The organism is Mesorhizobium sp. M0030, from assembly GCF_040323695.1.
Lineage (GTDB): Bacteria > Pseudomonadota > Alphaproteobacteria > Rhizobiales > Rhizobiaceae > Mesorhizobium.
This window is the reverse complement of the sequence record NZ_JAMYVE010000002.1, coordinates 459,720-474,957: the sequence shown is the minus strand read 5'-3', so window position 1 is coordinate 474,957 and position 15,238 is coordinate 459,720. Positions and strand designations below refer to the sequence as shown.

The 15,238-nt window shown below is 63.5% G+C and carries 17 protein-coding genes; 4 read left to right on the top strand and 13 right to left on the bottom strand.

Features of this window, described 5'->3' with window-relative positions; all coding sequences use genetic code 11:
* The first annotated feature begins 13 nt into the window (after nucleotides 1-13).
* Nucleotides 14-958, top strand: coding sequence for a Csu type fimbrial protein (locus tag NKJ80_RS06235; RefSeq protein ID WP_023707121.1), 945 nt, complete (start codon nucleotides 14-16; stop codon nucleotides 956-958).
* On the opposite strand, the gene NKJ80_RS06230 is transcribed toward NKJ80_RS06235, so the two are convergent.
* The 7 genes from NKJ80_RS06230 to NKJ80_RS06200 all read right to left on the bottom strand — a co-directional run bounded on the left by NKJ80_RS06230 (nucleotide 952) and on the right by NKJ80_RS06200 (nucleotide 7,793).
* Nucleotides 952-1,938 carry a branched-chain amino acid ABC transporter permease gene (locus NKJ80_RS06230; RefSeq protein ID WP_352497254.1) on the bottom strand — a complete coding sequence of 329 codons (987 nt, stop codon included), beginning with the start codon at nucleotides 1,936-1,938 and terminating at the stop codon, nucleotides 952-954. The two genes, NKJ80_RS06235 and NKJ80_RS06230, sit on opposite strands and share 7 nt — an antisense overlap.
* 1 nt (nucleotide 1,939) lies before the next feature.
* Entirely contained in the window at nucleotides 1,940-2,827 is an 888-nt protein-coding gene (locus tag NKJ80_RS06225) for a branched-chain amino acid ABC transporter permease (protein ID WP_023671423.1), read from the bottom strand.
* A gap of 175 nt (nucleotides 2,828-3,002) precedes the next feature.
* Nucleotides 3,003-3,707, bottom strand: coding sequence for an ABC transporter ATP-binding protein (locus tag NKJ80_RS06220; RefSeq protein WP_352497253.1), 705 nt, complete (start codon nucleotides 3,705-3,707; stop codon nucleotides 3,003-3,005).
* The gene (locus NKJ80_RS06215; protein WP_352460554.1) at nucleotides 3,704-4,495 is read right to left on the bottom strand and encodes an ABC transporter ATP-binding protein; all 792 of its coding nucleotides are present in this window, start codon (nucleotides 4,493-4,495) and stop codon (nucleotides 3,704-3,706) included. The genes NKJ80_RS06220 and NKJ80_RS06215 overlap by 4 nt, the downstream gene beginning before the upstream one ends.
* Nucleotides 4,496-4,509: 14 nt before the next feature.
* Nucleotides 4,510-5,718, bottom strand: coding sequence for an ABC transporter substrate-binding protein (locus NKJ80_RS06210; RefSeq protein WP_023824475.1), 1,209 nt, complete (start codon nucleotides 5,716-5,718; stop codon nucleotides 4,510-4,512).
* 208 nt (nucleotides 5,719-5,926) lie between these two features.
* A complete protein-coding gene (locus NKJ80_RS06205) occupies nucleotides 5,927-6,985 on the bottom strand; it encodes a GSU2403 family nucleotidyltransferase fold protein (protein ID WP_352497252.1) in 1,059 nt (352 codons plus the stop codon).
* A 211-nt stretch (nucleotides 6,986-7,196) separates the two neighbouring features.
* Entirely contained in the window at nucleotides 7,197-7,793 is a 597-nt protein-coding gene (locus tag NKJ80_RS06200) for a YdeI/OmpD-associated family protein (protein WP_023743926.1), read from the bottom strand.
* A 172-nt stretch (nucleotides 7,794-7,965) separates the two neighbouring features.
* Between NKJ80_RS06200 and NKJ80_RS06195 the strand changes: the two genes are divergently transcribed.
* Nucleotides 7,966-8,580 (top strand): hypothetical protein, encoded by a 615-nt coding sequence (locus NKJ80_RS06195; protein ID WP_023715162.1) that lies wholly within the window; start codon nucleotides 7,966-7,968, stop codon nucleotides 8,578-8,580.
* A gap of 190 nt (nucleotides 8,581-8,770) precedes the next feature.
* Here NKJ80_RS06195 and NKJ80_RS06190 read toward each other — a convergent pair whose 3' ends face one another.
* On the bottom strand, nucleotides 8,771-9,682 hold the full coding sequence (locus NKJ80_RS06190; RefSeq protein WP_023671416.1) for a S1C family serine protease: 912 nt from the start codon (nucleotides 9,680-9,682) through the stop codon (nucleotides 8,771-8,773).
* A 426-nt stretch (nucleotides 9,683-10,108) separates the two neighbouring features.
* Here NKJ80_RS06190 and yghU point away from each other — a divergent pair, with 426 nt between their 5' ends.
* Nucleotides 10,109-10,978, top strand: coding sequence for a glutathione-dependent disulfide-bond oxidoreductase (gene yghU, locus NKJ80_RS06185; protein WP_023689843.1), 870 nt, complete (start codon nucleotides 10,109-10,111; stop codon nucleotides 10,976-10,978).
* Nucleotides 10,979-11,130: 152 nt separating this feature from the next.
* Here yghU and NKJ80_RS06180 read toward each other — a convergent pair whose 3' ends face one another.
* Nucleotides 11,131-12,327, bottom strand: coding sequence for an aminotransferase-like domain-containing protein (locus NKJ80_RS06180; protein ID WP_023697772.1), 1,197 nt, complete (start codon nucleotides 12,325-12,327; stop codon nucleotides 11,131-11,133).
* Between the two features lie 267 nt (nucleotides 12,328-12,594).
* Here NKJ80_RS06180 and NKJ80_RS06175 point away from each other — a divergent pair, with 267 nt between their 5' ends.
* Nucleotides 12,595-13,335 carry a sulfotransferase family protein gene (locus NKJ80_RS06175; protein ID WP_023697773.1) on the top strand — a complete coding sequence of 247 codons (741 nt, stop codon included), beginning with the start codon at nucleotides 12,595-12,597 and terminating at the stop codon, nucleotides 13,333-13,335.
* A 22-nt stretch (nucleotides 13,336-13,357) separates the two neighbouring features.
* Here NKJ80_RS06175 and NKJ80_RS06170 read toward each other — a convergent pair whose 3' ends face one another.
* From NKJ80_RS06170 to NKJ80_RS06155, 4 genes are all read right to left on the bottom strand, one after another.
* Entirely contained in the window at nucleotides 13,358-13,546 is a 189-nt protein-coding gene (locus NKJ80_RS06170; RefSeq protein WP_023671412.1) for a hypothetical protein, read from the bottom strand.
* A 284-nt stretch (nucleotides 13,547-13,830) separates the two neighbouring features.
* Entirely contained in the window at nucleotides 13,831-14,535 is a 705-nt protein-coding gene (locus NKJ80_RS06165) for a Crp/Fnr family transcriptional regulator (RefSeq protein WP_023749898.1), read from the bottom strand.
* A 171-nt stretch (nucleotides 14,536-14,706) separates the two neighbouring features.
* A complete protein-coding gene (locus NKJ80_RS06160; protein ID WP_023689840.1) occupies nucleotides 14,707-14,880 on the bottom strand; it encodes a hypothetical protein in 174 nt (57 codons plus the stop codon).
* 140 nt (nucleotides 14,881-15,020) lie between these two features.
* Complete coding sequence (locus NKJ80_RS06155; RefSeq protein ID WP_352497251.1) at nucleotides 15,021-15,176, bottom strand: DUF1127 domain-containing protein; 156 nt, start codon at nucleotides 15,174-15,176, stop codon at nucleotides 15,021-15,023.
* Nucleotides 15,177-15,238 lie beyond the last annotated feature (62 nt).

The following is a 15,238-nucleotide window of genomic DNA, read 5'->3' as shown; positions in this document are numbered from 1 at the left end:
AATCCCAGGCCAAATGATGCGCGCTGCAGTCGTTATAATCCTCGTACTGCTGCCGTCGCTGGCCCGGGCGCAGAGCTGCACCGGTACCGTCACCGACATGAATTTCGGTCTCATCGACACGCTGTCGGCCACCGCAGCCACCGCGACGGCGACACTCAACATGAATTGCACCGGCGGCGTGGTGCGCATCCTGTTCTGTCCGCATATCGGCGCCGGCAGTGGGGGTGCTACCTCGGCGGCAGCCAGGCAGATGGCGAGCGGCGCCAACAGCCTTAACTACCAGCTCTATTCGGACCCCGGAATGAGCGTCGTGTGGGGTTCCTATGCCTGGGCCTATGCATCGCGCCCGCCGCCGCAGGTGCTGGTGCCCATTCTCATCGGCAATGCATCCGGCAGCGCCACGATCTACGCTCGGGTGACCGGCGGCCAGTCAGCGGTTCCGCCGGGCACCTATCAGTCGATATTTTCGGGCATCCACGTCGAGTTTCGCTACCAGAACGACCTGCTCGGCAACAGCTGCAACACCGGCTTCGGTCTGACGGCGCCCGATCCGACCTTCACCATCAACGCCACGGTCCAGGCAAACTGCCTGGTCACCACCCAGAACATCGATTTTGGCTCAAAGGGCGTGCTCACCGCTAATGCCGATGCCACCGGCCAGGTCTCGGTGACCTGCACGCCGTCGACCGCCTATACGGTTTCCCTGGATGGCGGCACGACAGGCGGCACGCCGACCAACCGCAAGATGTCGAAGGGGGCCGAGCGGGTCACCTACGGCCTCTACAAGGACATTGCGCGCGCGCAGCCCTGGGGTGATGCCGGAACGCCGGGAAGCACGGTGGCCGGCACCGGAACCGGTACGGCCCAGGCGCTCACCGTCTATGGCCGCGTGCCGCCGCAGACGACGCCCTCGGCCGGCGTCTACACCGACACGGTGGTGGTGACCATCACCTATTGATCGCGGGCCTCCTCGCCGTTGGCCGGCGCCAGCCAGCACGCGTAAATCTCGCCGACGATGCCGCGGCGAAAGACCAGCACGCAGATCATGAAGATCAGGCCGGTGGCGATGGTCACCGGGAAGCCGGAGGTGGCGAGGGTGTTTTCCAGCCCGACTACCAGGCCGGCGCCGACTACAGGACCGACCATGGTGCCGATGCCGCCGAGCAGTGTCATCAGGATCACCTCGCCCGACATCTGCCAGGTGACATCGGTCAGCGTCGCGAACTGGAAGACGATCGCCTTGGTGGCGCCGGCAAGCCCAGCAAGGGCTGCCGACATGACGAAGGCGGCGAGCTTGTAGCGGCCGACCGAATAGCCCAGCGAGATGGCGCGGTTCTCGTTCTCGCGGATCGAACGCAGGATCATGCCGAAGGGCGAGTTGACGATGCGCCAGACGGCGAAGACGCCGATGAGGAAGACGGCAAGCACGACGAAATACATGTTGAGCGTGACGTTGAGATCGACGATGCCGAACAGATGCCCGCGCGGCACGCCCTGTATGCCGTCCTCGCCTTCGGTGAACGGCGCCTGGACGCAGAAGAAATAAAACATCTGCGCCAGCGCCAGCGTGATCATCGAGAAATAGATGCCTTGCCGGCGGATGGCGAGGAAGCCCATGACCAGGCCGAGCACGGCCGCTCCGGCGGTGCCGAGCAGGATGCCGGCCTCGGGCGGCCAGCCCCATGCCTTGACGGCGTAGGCGCAGAAATAGGCGGCGGCGCCGTAGAAGGTGGCGTGGCCGAACGACAACAGCCCGGTGTAGCCGAGCAGCAGGTTGAAGGCGCAGGCAAACAGCGCGAAGCACAGCATCTTCATCAGGAAGATCGGATAGACGAAGAAGGGCGCGGCTATCAGCGCCAGTATGGCCAATGCCAGCAATACCCGCTCCAGCCGCACGGAGGCGGCGGTGCGCTGTTGGTGAAGGGTTGCCTCGCTCATCTCAGGCGTCCCTTCCGAACAGGCCGGCGGGGCGCAGGAGCAGCACGACCGCCATGATGACGAAGACGACGAGGTTCGACGCCTCGGGATAGAACACCTTGGTCAGGCCCTCGGCGAGGCCGAGCATATAGCCGGTGACGATGGCGCCGAGGATCGAGCCCATGCCGCCGACCACGACGACGGCAAAGACGACGATGATGATATCGGAGCCCATCAGCGGACTGACCTGGTAGACGGGCGCGGCGAGAATACCGGCAAGGCCGGCGAGCGCCGCGCCGAGCCCATAGGTGAGCGTCAGCAGCAGCGGCACGTTGACGCCGAAGGCCTGCACCAGCTCGGGATTTTCGGTCGCGGCGCGCAGATAGGAGCCGAGCCTGGTCTTTTCGATCAGGAGCCAGGTGCCGATGCAGATAATGAGCGAGGCCACCACCACCCAGCCGCGATAGTTGGGCAGGAACATGAAGCCGAGATTGGTGCCGCCGGCAAGCTGCGCCGGAACGGCATAAGGGTTGCCCGACACGCCGTAGTAGAAACGGAACACGCCTTCGATGACCAGCGCCAGTCCGAAGGTGAACAGCAGCCCGTAGAGCGGATCCAGGCGGTAGAGCCGCGACAGCGCCACGCGCTCGACCGCCATGCCGAAGACGCCAACGATGAGCGGAACCAGGAGCAGCGCCGGCCAGTAGCCGATGCCGAGATGGACGAGCAGCAGGTAACCGATGAAGGCGCCGAGCATATAGAGTGCGCCATGGGCGAAATTGATGATCCGCAGCAGGCCGAAGATGACGGCCAGGCCGAGGCTCAGCATGGCGTAGAAGGAGCCGTTGATCAGCCCGACCAGCATCTGGCCGAGTAAGGCCTGGACGGGGATGCCGAAGATCATGGTCATGGCGTCACCGAGGGTGTTGCAAGCGGGATGCGTCTGTGCGGCACGTACCCCCACCCGGACCTTCGGTCCGACCTCCCCACAAGGGAGAGGTAGGGCGGTGGCCCTCCACCCTCCCCCTTGTGGGGAGGGTCGCTGCGCAGCAGCGGGGTGGGGGTACTGCCGTGGGCTGTCGTCATCATACCCCCAGCACCTCGTGCAGCTGTTGCGTGTGAGCGGAAAGCTCGCTTACGGCAAAACCCTCCACCACCTTGCCATGCTCCATCAGGTAGAAGCGGTCGGCGATGCGGGCAGCGAAGCGGAAATTCTGCTCGACGAGCAGGATGGTCATGCCGCGCTTTTTCAAGGTCGCCAGCAGTTCGCCGATGCGCTGGACGATGACCGGCGCCAGGCCCTCGGTCGGCTCGTCGAGCAGCAGCATCTGCACGCCCGTCCGCAGGATGCGGGCGATGGCCAGCATCTGCTGTTCGCCGCCGGAGAGTTTGGTGCCGGGGCTGTTGCGGCGCTCCTTGAGGTTGGGAAAGAGATCGAAGATTTCCTCGACGCTCATGCCGCCCTTGGCCACCACCGGCGGCAGGATCAGGTTTTCGTCGACGGTGAGCGTGGCGAAGATGCCGCGTTCCTCCGGCACGAAGCCGATGCCGCGATGGGCAACACGATGCAGCGGCAGGCGCATCAGGTCGCTGCCGTCGAAGGCGACGCTGCCGCTGCGCTTGCGGACCAGCCCCATGATGGCGCGCAGCGTTGTGGTCTTGCCGACACCGTTGCGGCCGAGCAGCGTCACGGTCTCACCGCGAAAAACGTCGAGGTTGACGCCATGCAGCGCATGGCCCTCGCCATACCAGGCATGGAGATCGCGCACGGCAAGCAGCGGCTCACTCATGCTCGGTCCCCCTGCTCAGTCCCCATGTAGGCGACCCTGACGCGCTCATCGTTGCTCACCGTTGCGTAGTCGCCGGCGGCGAGCACCTGGCCGCGCTGCATGACGGTGATCCAGTCGCAAAGGTCGGCGACGACGGTGAGATTGTGCTCGACCATCAGCACGGCGCGGTCCGTTGCCAGCGAGCGGATGATGCCGGAAATGACGCCGACATCCTCGTGCCCCATGCCGGCCATCGGCTCGTCGAGCAGCAGCACTTTCGGGTCGAGCGCCAGCGTGGTGGCGATCTCGAGCACGCGCTTTCGGCCATAGGAGAGATCGCCGGCCGGACGATGCGCGACATCGTCGAGACCGACGACGGCAAGCAGTTCGCGCGCCCGTGGAGTCAGTTGGTCAAGCGCGGCCAGCGAGCGCCAGAACTGGAAGCCGAGCCCGCTCGGCCGCTGCAAGGCGACGCGGACATTGTCGAGCACGCTCAGATGCGGAAAGATCGCCGATATCTGGAACGAGCGGACGAGACCCATGCGCGCCACCCTGGCCGGCGCGGTGCGGGTGATGTCGTTGCCCAACAGTTCGATCCTGCCGCTGCTCGGCTGCAGGAACTTGGTCAAGAGGTTGAAGATCGTCGTCTTGCCGGCGCCGTTCGGCCCGATCAGTGCATGGATCTGGCCGTGATGGACGTCGAGGTCGACATTGTTGACGGCGACGAAACCGGCAAAATCGCGCCGCAGGCCGCGGGCGGAGAGCACCACCCGCGGCTTGATTTCGGCACCGTCCGGCTGGACGGCCACGGCTTGCGCCAGCGTCACTTGGTGACGAGCGGGCAGCCGCTGTCTTCAGCCTTGATGAAGGCCTTGTCGCCCGGAATGGTCGCAAGGTAGGTGTAGTAGTCCCAGTCCTTCTTCGACTCCTCGGGCTTTTTGACCTGATAGAGATACATGTCGTGCACCATCGAGCCGTCGGCCTGTACCTTGCCGTTGGCGTTGATGATGTCGTCGACGGGCATTTCATGGAGTTGCTTGGCGACCGCCTCGGTTTCGTCGGTGCCGGCCTTGTCGATGGCCTTGAGATATTGCAGCACCGCCGAATAGGTGCCGGCCTGGATCATGTTGGGCATGCGGTTGGTGCGCTTGAAGAAGCGCCCGGCGAAGTCGCGGCTCTTGTCGTCGCGGTCCCAGTAAAACCCTTCGGTGAGCACCACGCCCTGCGCCGCCTGCAGGCCGAGGCCGTGCACCTCGGCAAGCGTGAACAGAAGTGCTGCCAGCCGCTGGCCGCCGGCGACGATGCCGAACTCGGCCGCCTGCTTGATGGTATTGGAGGTGTCGAGGCCGGCATTGGCAAGGCCGATAACCTTGGCGCCGGAGGACTGCGCCTGCAGCAGGAAGGAGGAATAATCCGTCGATCCCAAGGGGTAACGCACCTCGCCCAGCACTTTGCCGCCGCTTGCCTCAACAACCTTTGAGGTCTGCTCCTTCAGCGAATAGCCGAAGGCATAGTCGACGGTGATGAAATACCAGCTGTCGCCGCCCTGCTGCACAAGCGCGCCGCCGGTGCCGACCGCCTGCGAGTGGGTATCGTAAGCCCAGTGGAAACCATAGGGCGAGCATTGCTTGCCGGTCAGGTCGGCCGATGCCGCTCCGGTAACGATGTCGATCTTCTTCTTTTCCTTGGACAACCCCTGGACGGCGAGCGCCACCGAGGATGTCGTCAGTTCCATGATCGCGTCGACCTGTTCGGTGTCGTACCACTGGCGCGCAATGTTGGAGGCAATGTCGGGCTTGTTCTGGTGATCGGCGTTGACGATCTCGATCGGCGCGCCCTGCACCTTGCCGCCAAAATCCTCGACCGCCATCTTGGCGGCCTCGACCGACCATTTGCCGCCGAAATCGGCATAGACGCCCGACTGGTCGTTGAGGATGCCGATCTTGACCTTGCCGTCGGAAATTTCGCCGGCCGCCGCCGGCATCGCAGTCGCCGCAAGCAGCACGGCTGAGACGAGATAGGATGCTTTCACAGGTGGTTCCTCCCTTGTGGCCGACGCTGGAAAACGCGGCGGCCTTGCAATGGTTCAACAACTCCGTCCGGTTCTCGCTGAAATCCGGGCCAGCGCCCGCCACTTCTCCTCTTGGCAACCCCTCCGCCCTGGGTGCGCCGGGAACCGTAGCATCACATTTCGCGAGGCGAGAATGCTATTTTCGTAGCATGGCGTGCTAGCGCGGCCGCTACCAGTCGGGCTCAATTGGAGAGTCTTCGGAAAAGCCGCTCGGGCCAGGCAGAGAGAGCGTTGCGGCCGCAGCGTCCAGCAGTGCCCCCGGAAGCCCTTTGAGATGCTCGCTGTCCAGCGGAAGCGCAAGATAGCCCGTGGCAATGCGTGCAGCCGCTTCCGCCTGTTCACGATCTCTCATTGCCTTGACCGCAGACCGATCAGGCCGCGTGGCCAGCCAAGCCTTGTGCAGAGCGAACATTCGAGGGTCGACCGTCGGTATGCTTACGGGATAGCCACGCTCATCGATCGCCACAGCCTCCACCTTCGGGGCGTTGATGAGCCATTGCAGCCCCTCCATGGGTGCGCTGTCGAGGTCGTCGGCAAGCTGTGTAATCGAGGTAGTGGCGTTGTCCTTGAGGACATGTCTTGCCCGCGGACGGATCAGGTCGACCAGATAGCCATCACGGTTCGCTGCCCTGAAGGCCCGGGGCTGGAGCGGCTTGAAGGACCTGTCCACTTTACGCAACACGCCTATCAGGCCGGACTGGCTTACCCTCTCGCCGGTCACGAAGCTGATGCGGCGTCGGGAATCGAAGAGCAGGTCGATGTCGCCGGTTGCCGTGAGACCGCTGGTGATCTGGACGCCCGCCAGAGCCTCGTAAGCGAACAGCGCATTCGTGCCGACGACCAGCAACTGCTTGCCCAGCGGGTCTGTTTCGGCGCACCGCCGCAATATCCGTGCGGCGATGGCCGGTACCCTGCCCAACCCCATTGCCACATTGACTTTCGCCAGGGCGTTCAGGCGATCGGCCAGACCTGCCAGCAGATCCTTGTTCTGCACCCTGCCCTCGGAAAACGCAGCGAACGCCTTCTCCGTCTGGCTGCTTTTCGGCCCGAGTGAATTCTCGACCTGCCGGACCTTCCGCAGCAGGTATTCAGCACCGCTGCGCTCAACCCAGCGCATGCTGCCTGCAAAGCGCCTTTGGCGCTGGTCATCAGCACGCTGCCAGGCCTCGTAGACCTGTTGCGTATCTATGAGTTGGCGCCGCTGCTCGCCGGTCAACTCTCTCAGCATCGTTTTCCACTCTTAAGCCAGGATCAAGTTAACATAGTGGAAAACTCTTAATTAACAATAAGTTGCTATGTTTTTTCCACTATCGCATCTATCACCCACACGCCGAGTGGAAAATACCGTAAAAACAATAGGTTATGTCCGAGAAAGGGAGGCCAGAACCTCACACGCGGGTTTTTAGCTGCGCGCGCCATGGCAGCCGCTTGCCGTCGCCTCACCGCTTCTGCGGATAGATCGGCTCGCCGCGCTTCAGCATCTCGACAAAAGCCTCGATCTTCTTCCTGCGCCCCGCCTCCGTCTTCATGTTGTGCGTTCGAAACGCCAGCGCGAACCGGTTCTGGGCGGAAAGCTTTGCCAGCATCTCCTTCGCCTTCGGCTCGGCGTCGATGGCGGCCTGCAGATCGTCAGGGATCTTCATGTCCTTGCCTGAGGCATAGGCGCGGTCCCAGCGGCCGTCGGCCTTGGCCGCCTCGACCTGTTTCAGCCCGTGTTCGGTCATGCGGCCCTCCTCGACCAGGCGGGCGACATTGTCGATGTTGATCTTGCTCCAGATGCTCTTCTTGCCGCGCGGCGTGTAGCGCTGCAGAAAGCTCTTGTCGTCGAGCGGCTTGCGTATGGCGTCGATCCAGCCGAAGCACAGCGCCACGTCGATGGCCTGCTTCGGCGTGATCGAGGCGAGGCCCGAGCCGACCTTGTGGACCTTGATCCAGACCTCGCTCTCGCCGGCATGATTTTCGCGCAGCCAGGCGTAAAAACTGTCGGGATCGGGGAATTCATGAACCTTGTCGGGATCGACCTTGAACGGCGCCATCATCACCTCGTTGTTGCCGGGCCGGCTGTATCGGCTGTCGATGCCAGTTTCCGTCAGCGGCGTCGATACCCCCTAGCCTATTGCGAGCCGGCTTGCGCCCAAGCCGGCGCTCATGGCAGTTTCCCGGCTGGTCGAGCCGGGCAAGGCAGACTGCAATTCGGGGGAAAATGCCATGCGATCGATGTTACTCGGCCTCATCCTTCTGCTGCCGGCCTCGGCGCTCGCCGAACCCATCGAAACCCAGAAGATCATCACCGCGCTGACCGGCGACTTCAATGGGGACGGCGCCGCCGATCTGGCGATGATCGTCGAGACCGAGCCCGAAGACGATACCATGGACATGCATTTCTTCCTGAGGGACAAAAAGTACAATTTTCTGAAACCCGCCGGCGTCGTGCATGAGCAGGTCTACGGCGAATGGAACGACTACGACCAGCCGCATTATGAGGGCTCCGGCATCGAACCGGAGTTGACCTTGCTGCCCAACGGCTCGATCAAGATCTATCTGCCGGGGCTGATCGGCCCCGGCGAGCGGACCGACATGACGCTGACCATCGCCTGGCGCAACGAGGCCTTCGTCGTCGCCGGCGTTGCCTATGACCATTACAAATACCAGTCCGTTGTCGTCTACAGCAGCTGCGACTACGACGTGCTGACCGGCAAGGGCAAAAGTATGCAGACGCAGGATGATGACAGCAAGGTGAACAGTATCGTGTCTGTCGAAGGCCAGGTCGTGCCCTTCGCGGAGTGGGACACGGGGACGCCTTTTAGGGTATGCGGGGATTGAGGGGGCAGCCAATCTCCCCCCTCGTGGGGGAGATGGCCGGCAGGGGGGCCGCTGTCCCGCCAACGCACCGGCCAGTGTCAGCCACGTTTATCCCGCGATTCTTGTCAGAAAATATAGATTGAGAGGTCGCGATCCTTCGCGCCCCCCTCTGCCCTGCCGGGCATCTCCCCCACTTGGGGGGAGATTGGCTTCACTGCAGATGCGGTTTCTTCAAAAAGCTGTTTCGGTCGGCGGATTTCACTCGCAGCCAAGTCTCACGACCGTCACGCACGACCCTGAGAGGAATCTCCGAACCCGCCGGATTCTGCCATAGCTTGCGGTAGAAATCGGCGAGACCGTCGACCTCGCCATCGCGCACGTCGGAGATGATGTCGCCCTGGCGCAGGCCGGCCTTGGCGGCGGGGCCGCCTTCGGCGACGCTCATCACCACGACCGCACCGTTCGACTCGGCCGAGAAGGCGCCGAGCCATGGGCGCGGCGGCTTCGCCACCTGGCCGCGCGTCAGGAGATCGTCGAGGATCGGGGTCAGAAGGTTGATCGGCACGACCATGTTGATGTCGGCGACCTCGCCGTTGCGGCTCATCTGCAAAAGCAGCGAACCGATGCCGAGCAGGCTGCCATCCTGGCCGATGAGCGCCGCGCCGCCCCAGGACGGGTGCGCCGGGGCAATGAAGATCGCCTCGTCGAGCAGATATTCCCAATAGCCGGCGAATTCCTGCTTGGTGACGATGTGTGCCTTGACCGAGCGGCCGGTGCCGTCGGCAAACACCACGGGGTCGCCGATCTTCGCCTTCGAGGCGTCACCCAGCGCCACCGCCGGCAGGCCGAGCGGCGCCAGCGCCTGCACCAGGCCGAAGCCTGTCTCCTGGTCATAGGCCAGCGCATGCGCCGGCACGACGCGGCCGTCCTGGTCGGTCAGCCAGACCTCCTCGGCCTCGGTGATGAGATAGCCGATGGTGAGCACCAGCCCGTCGCCGCGGATGACGACGCCGCTGCCTTCCCGGCGCGTGCCCAGGGCATTGGCCGTGAAGGCATCGTCGGGAACCATGGCGCGCACGCCAACGACGGAGCGCAAGAGCGGGGAAACGGGATCGATCGGCATGCGGTCATCCTGGCAGATATGCGTGGGCAGTATCCTCTATAGGTATGCCGCGCTGCACAGGGCGCAAGGGCTTAGGCAACAAGGCAATCATTTCAGAGGCTGGCGCTGCCCCTCATCCGCCTGCCGGCACCTTCTCCCCGTATAGTGACGGGGAGAAGGGAGATGGCCGCAACATCGGCGCTCTTGGCAACGCTGGCAATTGGGGAAATCAGTAGGCGACAGCGTCCTTCTCCCCGTCACTATACGGGGAGAAGTGCCCGGCAGGGCGATGAGGGGCGGCGCCGACATCGATAATAGTTCAACACAAGTTGAACCTTTCTGAATTGCACCTATGTGTTCCCGTATCTAGGTTCCGCCGACTTTTCCGCCATCAGTCTCGCGCCGTCGCGCAAGTCGTTTCGCCCGCCAAACCAAGGAATTTCCCGCATGACCGAATACACCCCGCCGAAAGTCTGGAGCTGGAAGAAAGCCAATGGCGGTACGTTCGCCAGCATCAACCGGCCTATTGCCGGTCCGACGCATGACAAGGTGCTGCCGGTCGGCAAGCATCCGCTGCAGCTCTATTCGCTGGCGACGCCGAATGGGGTCAAAGTGACTGTCATGCTGGAGGAGCTTCTGGCGCTCGGCCACAAGGGCGCCGAATACGACGCCTGGCTGATCCGCATCAACGATGGCGACCAGTTCGGCTCGGGCTTTGTCGAGGTCAACCCCAACTCCAAGATCCCGGCGCTGCTCGACCGCAGCGGCAAGACGCCTGTCCGCGTCTTCGAGTCCGGCTCGATCCTGCTTTATCTCGCGGAAAAGTTCGGCGAGTTCCTGCCGACCGAACAGCCGGCGCGCGCGGAAACCTTGTCCTGGCTGTTCTGGCAGATGGGTTCGGCGCCCTATCTCGGCGGCGGCTTCGGCCATTTCTACGCCTATGCGCCCGAAAAAATCGAATACGCCATCGACCGCTTCGCCATGGAGACCAAGCGCCAGTTCGACGTGCTCGACCGGCGGCTGGCGGAGACCGAATACCTCGGCGGCGCCTTCTATTCGATCGCCGACATGGCGGTATGGCCCTGGTATGGCGGCCTGGCGCTCGGCCGCATGTACAATGATTCCGCCGAGTTCCTGTCGGTGCAGGACTACGAGCACGTACAACGCTGGGCCAGGGCGATCGACGCCCGCCCGACCGTGCAACGCGGCCGCATGGTCAACCGCGCCTTCGGCGACCCCGCCATGCAACTGCACGAGCGCCACGACGCCAGCGATTTCGAGACGAAGACGCAGGATAAATTGGTGGTGGCGGAGTGAGCTAATCTCCCCCCTTGAGGGGGAGATGGCCGGCAGGCCAGAGGGGGTCGGCTCGACTGGGCGCGACCTCCTGCGACTGATGAAGGTTAGCGCTCCACGCGCGGCGACCCCCTCTGTCGCCTTCGGCGACATCTCCCCCTCGAGGGGGGAGATTAGCCCATCAATTTCGCCAGCCTCGGCACGCCTTCACCCACGGCGCGTTCATCTGCGAGCGTAAAGCTCATCCGCATCGTGTTGCGGCCCGAACCGTCGGCGTAGAATGCGTTGCCCGGCACGAAGGCGACGCGGGCTTCCTTGACCGAGCGGGCGAGCAGTGCCGTGGCGTCCGCACCTTCGGGCAGCGTCAGCCAAACGAACATGCCGCCTTCCGGTCGGCTCCAGCTGACGCCATCCGGCATTTCCGCTTCGAGTGCCGCAAGCAAGCCGTCGCGGCGCTGGCGATAGGCGCCGATCAGCTTTTCCACCTGGCCGTCATACACGGCCTCGGAGACGCGGTGCATGACCAGCTGGTTGATCGACGGGCTGTGCAGGTCCGACGCCTGCTTCATCAGCACCAGCCGCTCGACGACGCGGCGCGGCGCGCAGACCCAGCCGACGCGCATGCCCGGTGACAGGATTTTCGAGAACGAGCCGCAATAGAGCGTGCGGGCGTTTTCGATGCCGCCGGAGCGTTCGCAGTCGAGCGCCAGGATCGGCGGCTGGCCCTCGCCGTCATAGCGCAGCGCGCGATAGGCGGCGTCCTCGATGATAGCAATGTCGAGCTCGTCGGCGAGGTCAAGCACCGCCTCGCGCTGCTGGCGATTCAGCGTCTCGCCGGTCGGGTTGTCGAAATCGGGCACGAGATAGGCGAATTTCACCTTGCCGCCTGCAGCGGCAGCAGCGGCCTGGTAGGCGGCAGGCGTCATGTTGCCGCCGTCCGGCGTCAGCCGGTCGTAGCGCGGTTCGTAGGCGTTGAAGGCCTGCAGCGCGCCGAGATAGGTCGGCCATGTTACCAGTGCTGTGTCGCCGGGCGACAGGAAAAGCTTGCCGAGATAATCCAGCGCCTGCTGCGAGCCGGAGGTGATGAAGATGTTGTGCTCGTCGCAGGCAATGCCGAGCTTGCCCATCTGGCCGGCCAGCCATTTTCTGAGCGGCAGATAGCCTTCGGAGACCTGATACTGAAGTGCTGCGCTCGCCTCCGCACCGCCCAGCACCGAGGCATAGGCATCGGCGATCGCCTGGGCCGGAAACAAGGCCGGATCGGGGATGCCGCCGGCAAAGGAGATGATGTCGGGCTGGTCGAGCAGTTTGAGCAGCTCGCGGATTTCCGACGCCTTCATGCGCGAGGCGCGCGACGCCAACAGGTCCATCAAACTCACGAGCCCACCTCCCGGGATACGGCATCTGGTCCAGCATGACCGTTCTGGCCATGCGATTTAGGTCAATCTGACTGACCTATTATCAGGCTCCCTCACCCGCTGGAATAGCCAAACCCTCATTCCGCGTGGCCCAGACGAAAAAGCAAACACATTTCTGCCCTGGACAGGGAAAATTGTTGCGCGCCGAGGGGCGCGGATGCAACCTCATTCCGAGCGGACCGGCATAAAAAGAAAAGCGGTCTCAACAAGGGGGGTAAAATGACGCTTGAGCTCATCGGGGCCGGATTCGGCCGCACCGGCACATGGTCGACCTTTGCCGCGCTGAACAGGCTGGGCCTTCCCAGCTATCACATGCAGGAAGTCATCCTCAACAAGGCCAACAAGGGCCATCTCGACTTCTGGCGCAAGGTGGCCAACAGCCCGCCCGGCAGCCAGCACGACTGGACCAGAGTCTTTGCCAATTACAAGGCGACGGTCGACAATCCGGGATGCTGCGTGTGGCGCGAATTGATGGCCGCCTATCCCGACGCCAAGGTGCTGCTCACCCTGCATCCGCGCGGCGCCGAGGCCTGGTACGACAGCACCATCGACACCATCCACTTCACCGAGACATTGTGGCAGTTCAAGGTGCTGGAATGGCTGACGCCGTTCGGCCGCAAATTCGGCGACATGTCGCACAGGCTGATCTGGGGCCGCACGCTTGCCGGCGTGATGGACGACCGCGCCAAGGCGGTGGCGCGCTACAACGCCTATACCGAGGAGGTGATAGCGGCCGTGCCGCCGGAGAAGCTTCTGGTGTTCAAGGTCAGCGATGGCTGGGCGCCGCTCTGCGGCTTCCTCGGCGTGGCCCTGCCCAACGAGCCTTTCCCCAACCTCAACGACCGCGAAAGCGTGAAGAAGATCATCCGCGACATCATCAAGGGCAGCTACATCATGCTGGGGCTGTCGGTGGCGGCGGTGCTTGCGGCGGTCGCGGCGCTGTGGTGGTGGCTGGGGTAGCCGCCGGACCGTCAGAATATTGCTACTTGCGCGTGATCCAGCCGAGCAGATCCGGCTCGACGTCTTCGTGGTCGGTCAGGTCGCGAACCAGGGAGGCGGCGAGCGCGCGCCACCGCTTTTCCGGGACATTGTCTTCCATCACCGATTTGATGAAGGCGGCGCGCAGGATGGCGCAATCGAAGGCGGATACATCGAAAAGCAGTTCTGCCATTTCGGTTTTCCCCGTTCACATCGGGCGCGCGAGCCTGTCGAAGTCTCAGGCGCCAGCGCCCCATACAATGGTCGACGACAGCGGATTCATACTCTTGCCGAACCAAGGTTCAACACAATTCGATTGTACGGTTTTCACCAAGCGATTGCGGTTCGTTGCCCGCTTTTGCGCCGATGCTAGATTTGCCGGGCGGCCTCTCCCCAGATGGCCGCAAATGGCCGGCGCGGCTCTGGCAACATGCTTTCACCGGCATTCGCGTCGGCCATTTCCAGCCCGTGCCAGGCTCAGCCCAGCAGCCGTTCGTATTCGGCCTCGGCCTGGCCGTAGAAACCATCGGCGACGGCGATCAGGCCATCCCGGTCGCGAATGACGATCTCGCCGCGCCGCGACCGGATCAGGCCGCGCCCTTCCAGGATCTGCAGGCCGATGGTGACGCCCGGACGCCTGACGCCGAGCATGACGGACAGGAACTCATGCGTGATCTGGATCTGGTGGCCGACCACCCTGTCGTCACACATCAGGAGCCATCGGGCCAGCCGATCCTCGAGCTTGGCGCGGGCATTGCTCAGCGCCGTGGATTTGGTCTGGCCGTGCAGATAATGGGCATAGCGCAGCAGGAAGGCGCGAAGCGTCGGGCTTTTCTGCAGCGCTGCCTTGAACGGCTCGGAACCGATGCACACCGCCTCGCCCGGCATCTGCATGTAGCAGTCATGGGGCGCCCAGTCGGCGCCCATCACCAAAGCGGAGCCCGACATGCCTTCGTGGCCGATGATGCCGACCTCGGTGTCGAGGCCCGGCCGGTTCCTCGCCACCACCGAGGCCAGGCCGCTTTCCAGGAAGCAGACCGAGGCGACCGGCTCGCCCGCCATTTCGAGCGGGGCTTTGAGATCGAGCACACGATGGTGCAAATGCGGCGCAAGCAGTGCGAAGTCGGCCGGGTTCATGCGGCGCAAGAGGCCGCTTTTCTCCTTGCTGACCGACTGGTCCATCGCTCTCTCCCCAAGGGCAAGAGCACATGTAATCTCCCAGCCGTCGGCGCCCTGCCCAAATGCAAACGGTCATTGGACGATAGCTGACTCGGATTCAGCCATTGTACTTCGTACAAAACCGACAAATCAGGGGCGACGCCCCATGGACCAATCCAGCAGCTTTTTCCTGGATCAGCGCTTCGGGCGGTCAGCCGCAACCATGCGCGCTTCGCGCACGATGGACGAGCGATCGTTGCCGATCAGCGATGCGATCTCTTGTATCTGCTGCTCGGAGGCCCCGGTTTCCCGCGCCAAAGCCGCGAGCGCCTCGGCGCTCAGACCGGACTGTCTCGGTTGCTCCGCCATGGCTCCAATGCCTCCTGTCGGGGCAGGAGTGCGATGGTCGCTCCCAAGCGTCAGCGCCCATTGATGTGGCTGACGATGCTATACTGTACGCTTCCGAACAATCGATGGCGAGCGATATATTAGCAACGCTGGATGCGGCCCTAGAACGGCAGCCTTATCTCATCGATCGACCTCGACTCCGTCCAGCCAATGTCCTTCTGGATTTCCGTCGGCAGCGCATTCAGTGCGCGCACGGTCTTCCTGTGCTTGCTGGCGCGCGCCAGGGCAGCGCGAATTCTGCTGAGACTTTGAAACATCGGTTACCTCCATGCAGCAGCAGAGCGCTGCCTCAGGCCCGCTCTTGCGCCGCCTCTGTAAC

Coding starts and splice junctions, on each gene's coding strand:
- NKJ80_RS06235 (WP_023707121.1), top strand. CDS start 14: ATGATGCGCGCTGCAGTCGTTATAATCCTCGTACTGCTGCCGTCGCTG.
- NKJ80_RS06230 (WP_352497254.1), bottom strand. CDS start 1,938: ATGAGCGAGGCAACCCTTCACCAACAGCGCACCGCCGCCTCCGTGCGG.
- NKJ80_RS06225 (WP_023671423.1), bottom strand. CDS start 2,827: ATGACCATGATCTTCGGCATCCCCGTCCAGGCCTTACTCGGCCAGATG.
- NKJ80_RS06220 (WP_352497253.1), bottom strand. CDS start 3,707: ATGAGTGAGCCGCTGCTTGCCGTGCGCGATCTCCATGCCTGGTATGGC.
- NKJ80_RS06205 (WP_352497252.1), bottom strand. CDS start 6,985: ATGCTGAGAGAGTTGACCGGCGAGCAGCGGCGCCAACTCATAGATACG.
- NKJ80_RS06200 (WP_023743926.1), bottom strand. CDS start 7,793: ATGGCGCCGTTCAAGGTCGATCCCGACAAGGTTCATGAATTCCCCGAT.
- NKJ80_RS06195 (WP_023715162.1), top strand. CDS start 7,966: ATGCGATCGATGTTACTCGGCCTCATCCTTCTGCTGCCGGCCTCGGCG.
- NKJ80_RS06190 (WP_023671416.1), bottom strand. CDS start 9,682: ATGCCGATCGATCCCGTTTCCCCGCTCTTGCGCTCCGTCGTTGGCGTG.
- yghU (WP_023689843.1), top strand. CDS start 10,109: ATGACCGAATACACCCCGCCGAAAGTCTGGAGCTGGAAGAAAGCCAAT.
- NKJ80_RS06180 (WP_023697772.1), bottom strand. CDS start 12,327: ATGGACCTGTTGGCGTCGCGCGCCTCGCGCATGAAGGCGTCGGAAATC.
- NKJ80_RS06175 (WP_023697773.1), top strand. CDS start 12,595: ATGACGCTTGAGCTCATCGGGGCCGGATTCGGCCGCACCGGCACATGG.
- NKJ80_RS06170 (WP_023671412.1), bottom strand. CDS start 13,546: ATGGCAGAACTGCTTTTCGATGTATCCGCCTTCGATTGCGCCATCCTG.
- NKJ80_RS06165 (WP_023749898.1), bottom strand. CDS start 14,535: ATGGACCAGTCGGTCAGCAAGGAGAAAAGCGGCCTCTTGCGCCGCATG.
- NKJ80_RS06160 (WP_023689840.1), bottom strand. CDS start 14,880: ATGGCGGAGCAACCGAGACAGTCCGGTCTGAGCGCCGAGGCGCTCGCG.
- NKJ80_RS06155 (WP_352497251.1), bottom strand. CDS start 15,176: ATGTTTCAAAGTCTCAGCAGAATTCGCGCTGCCCTGGCGCGCGCCAGC.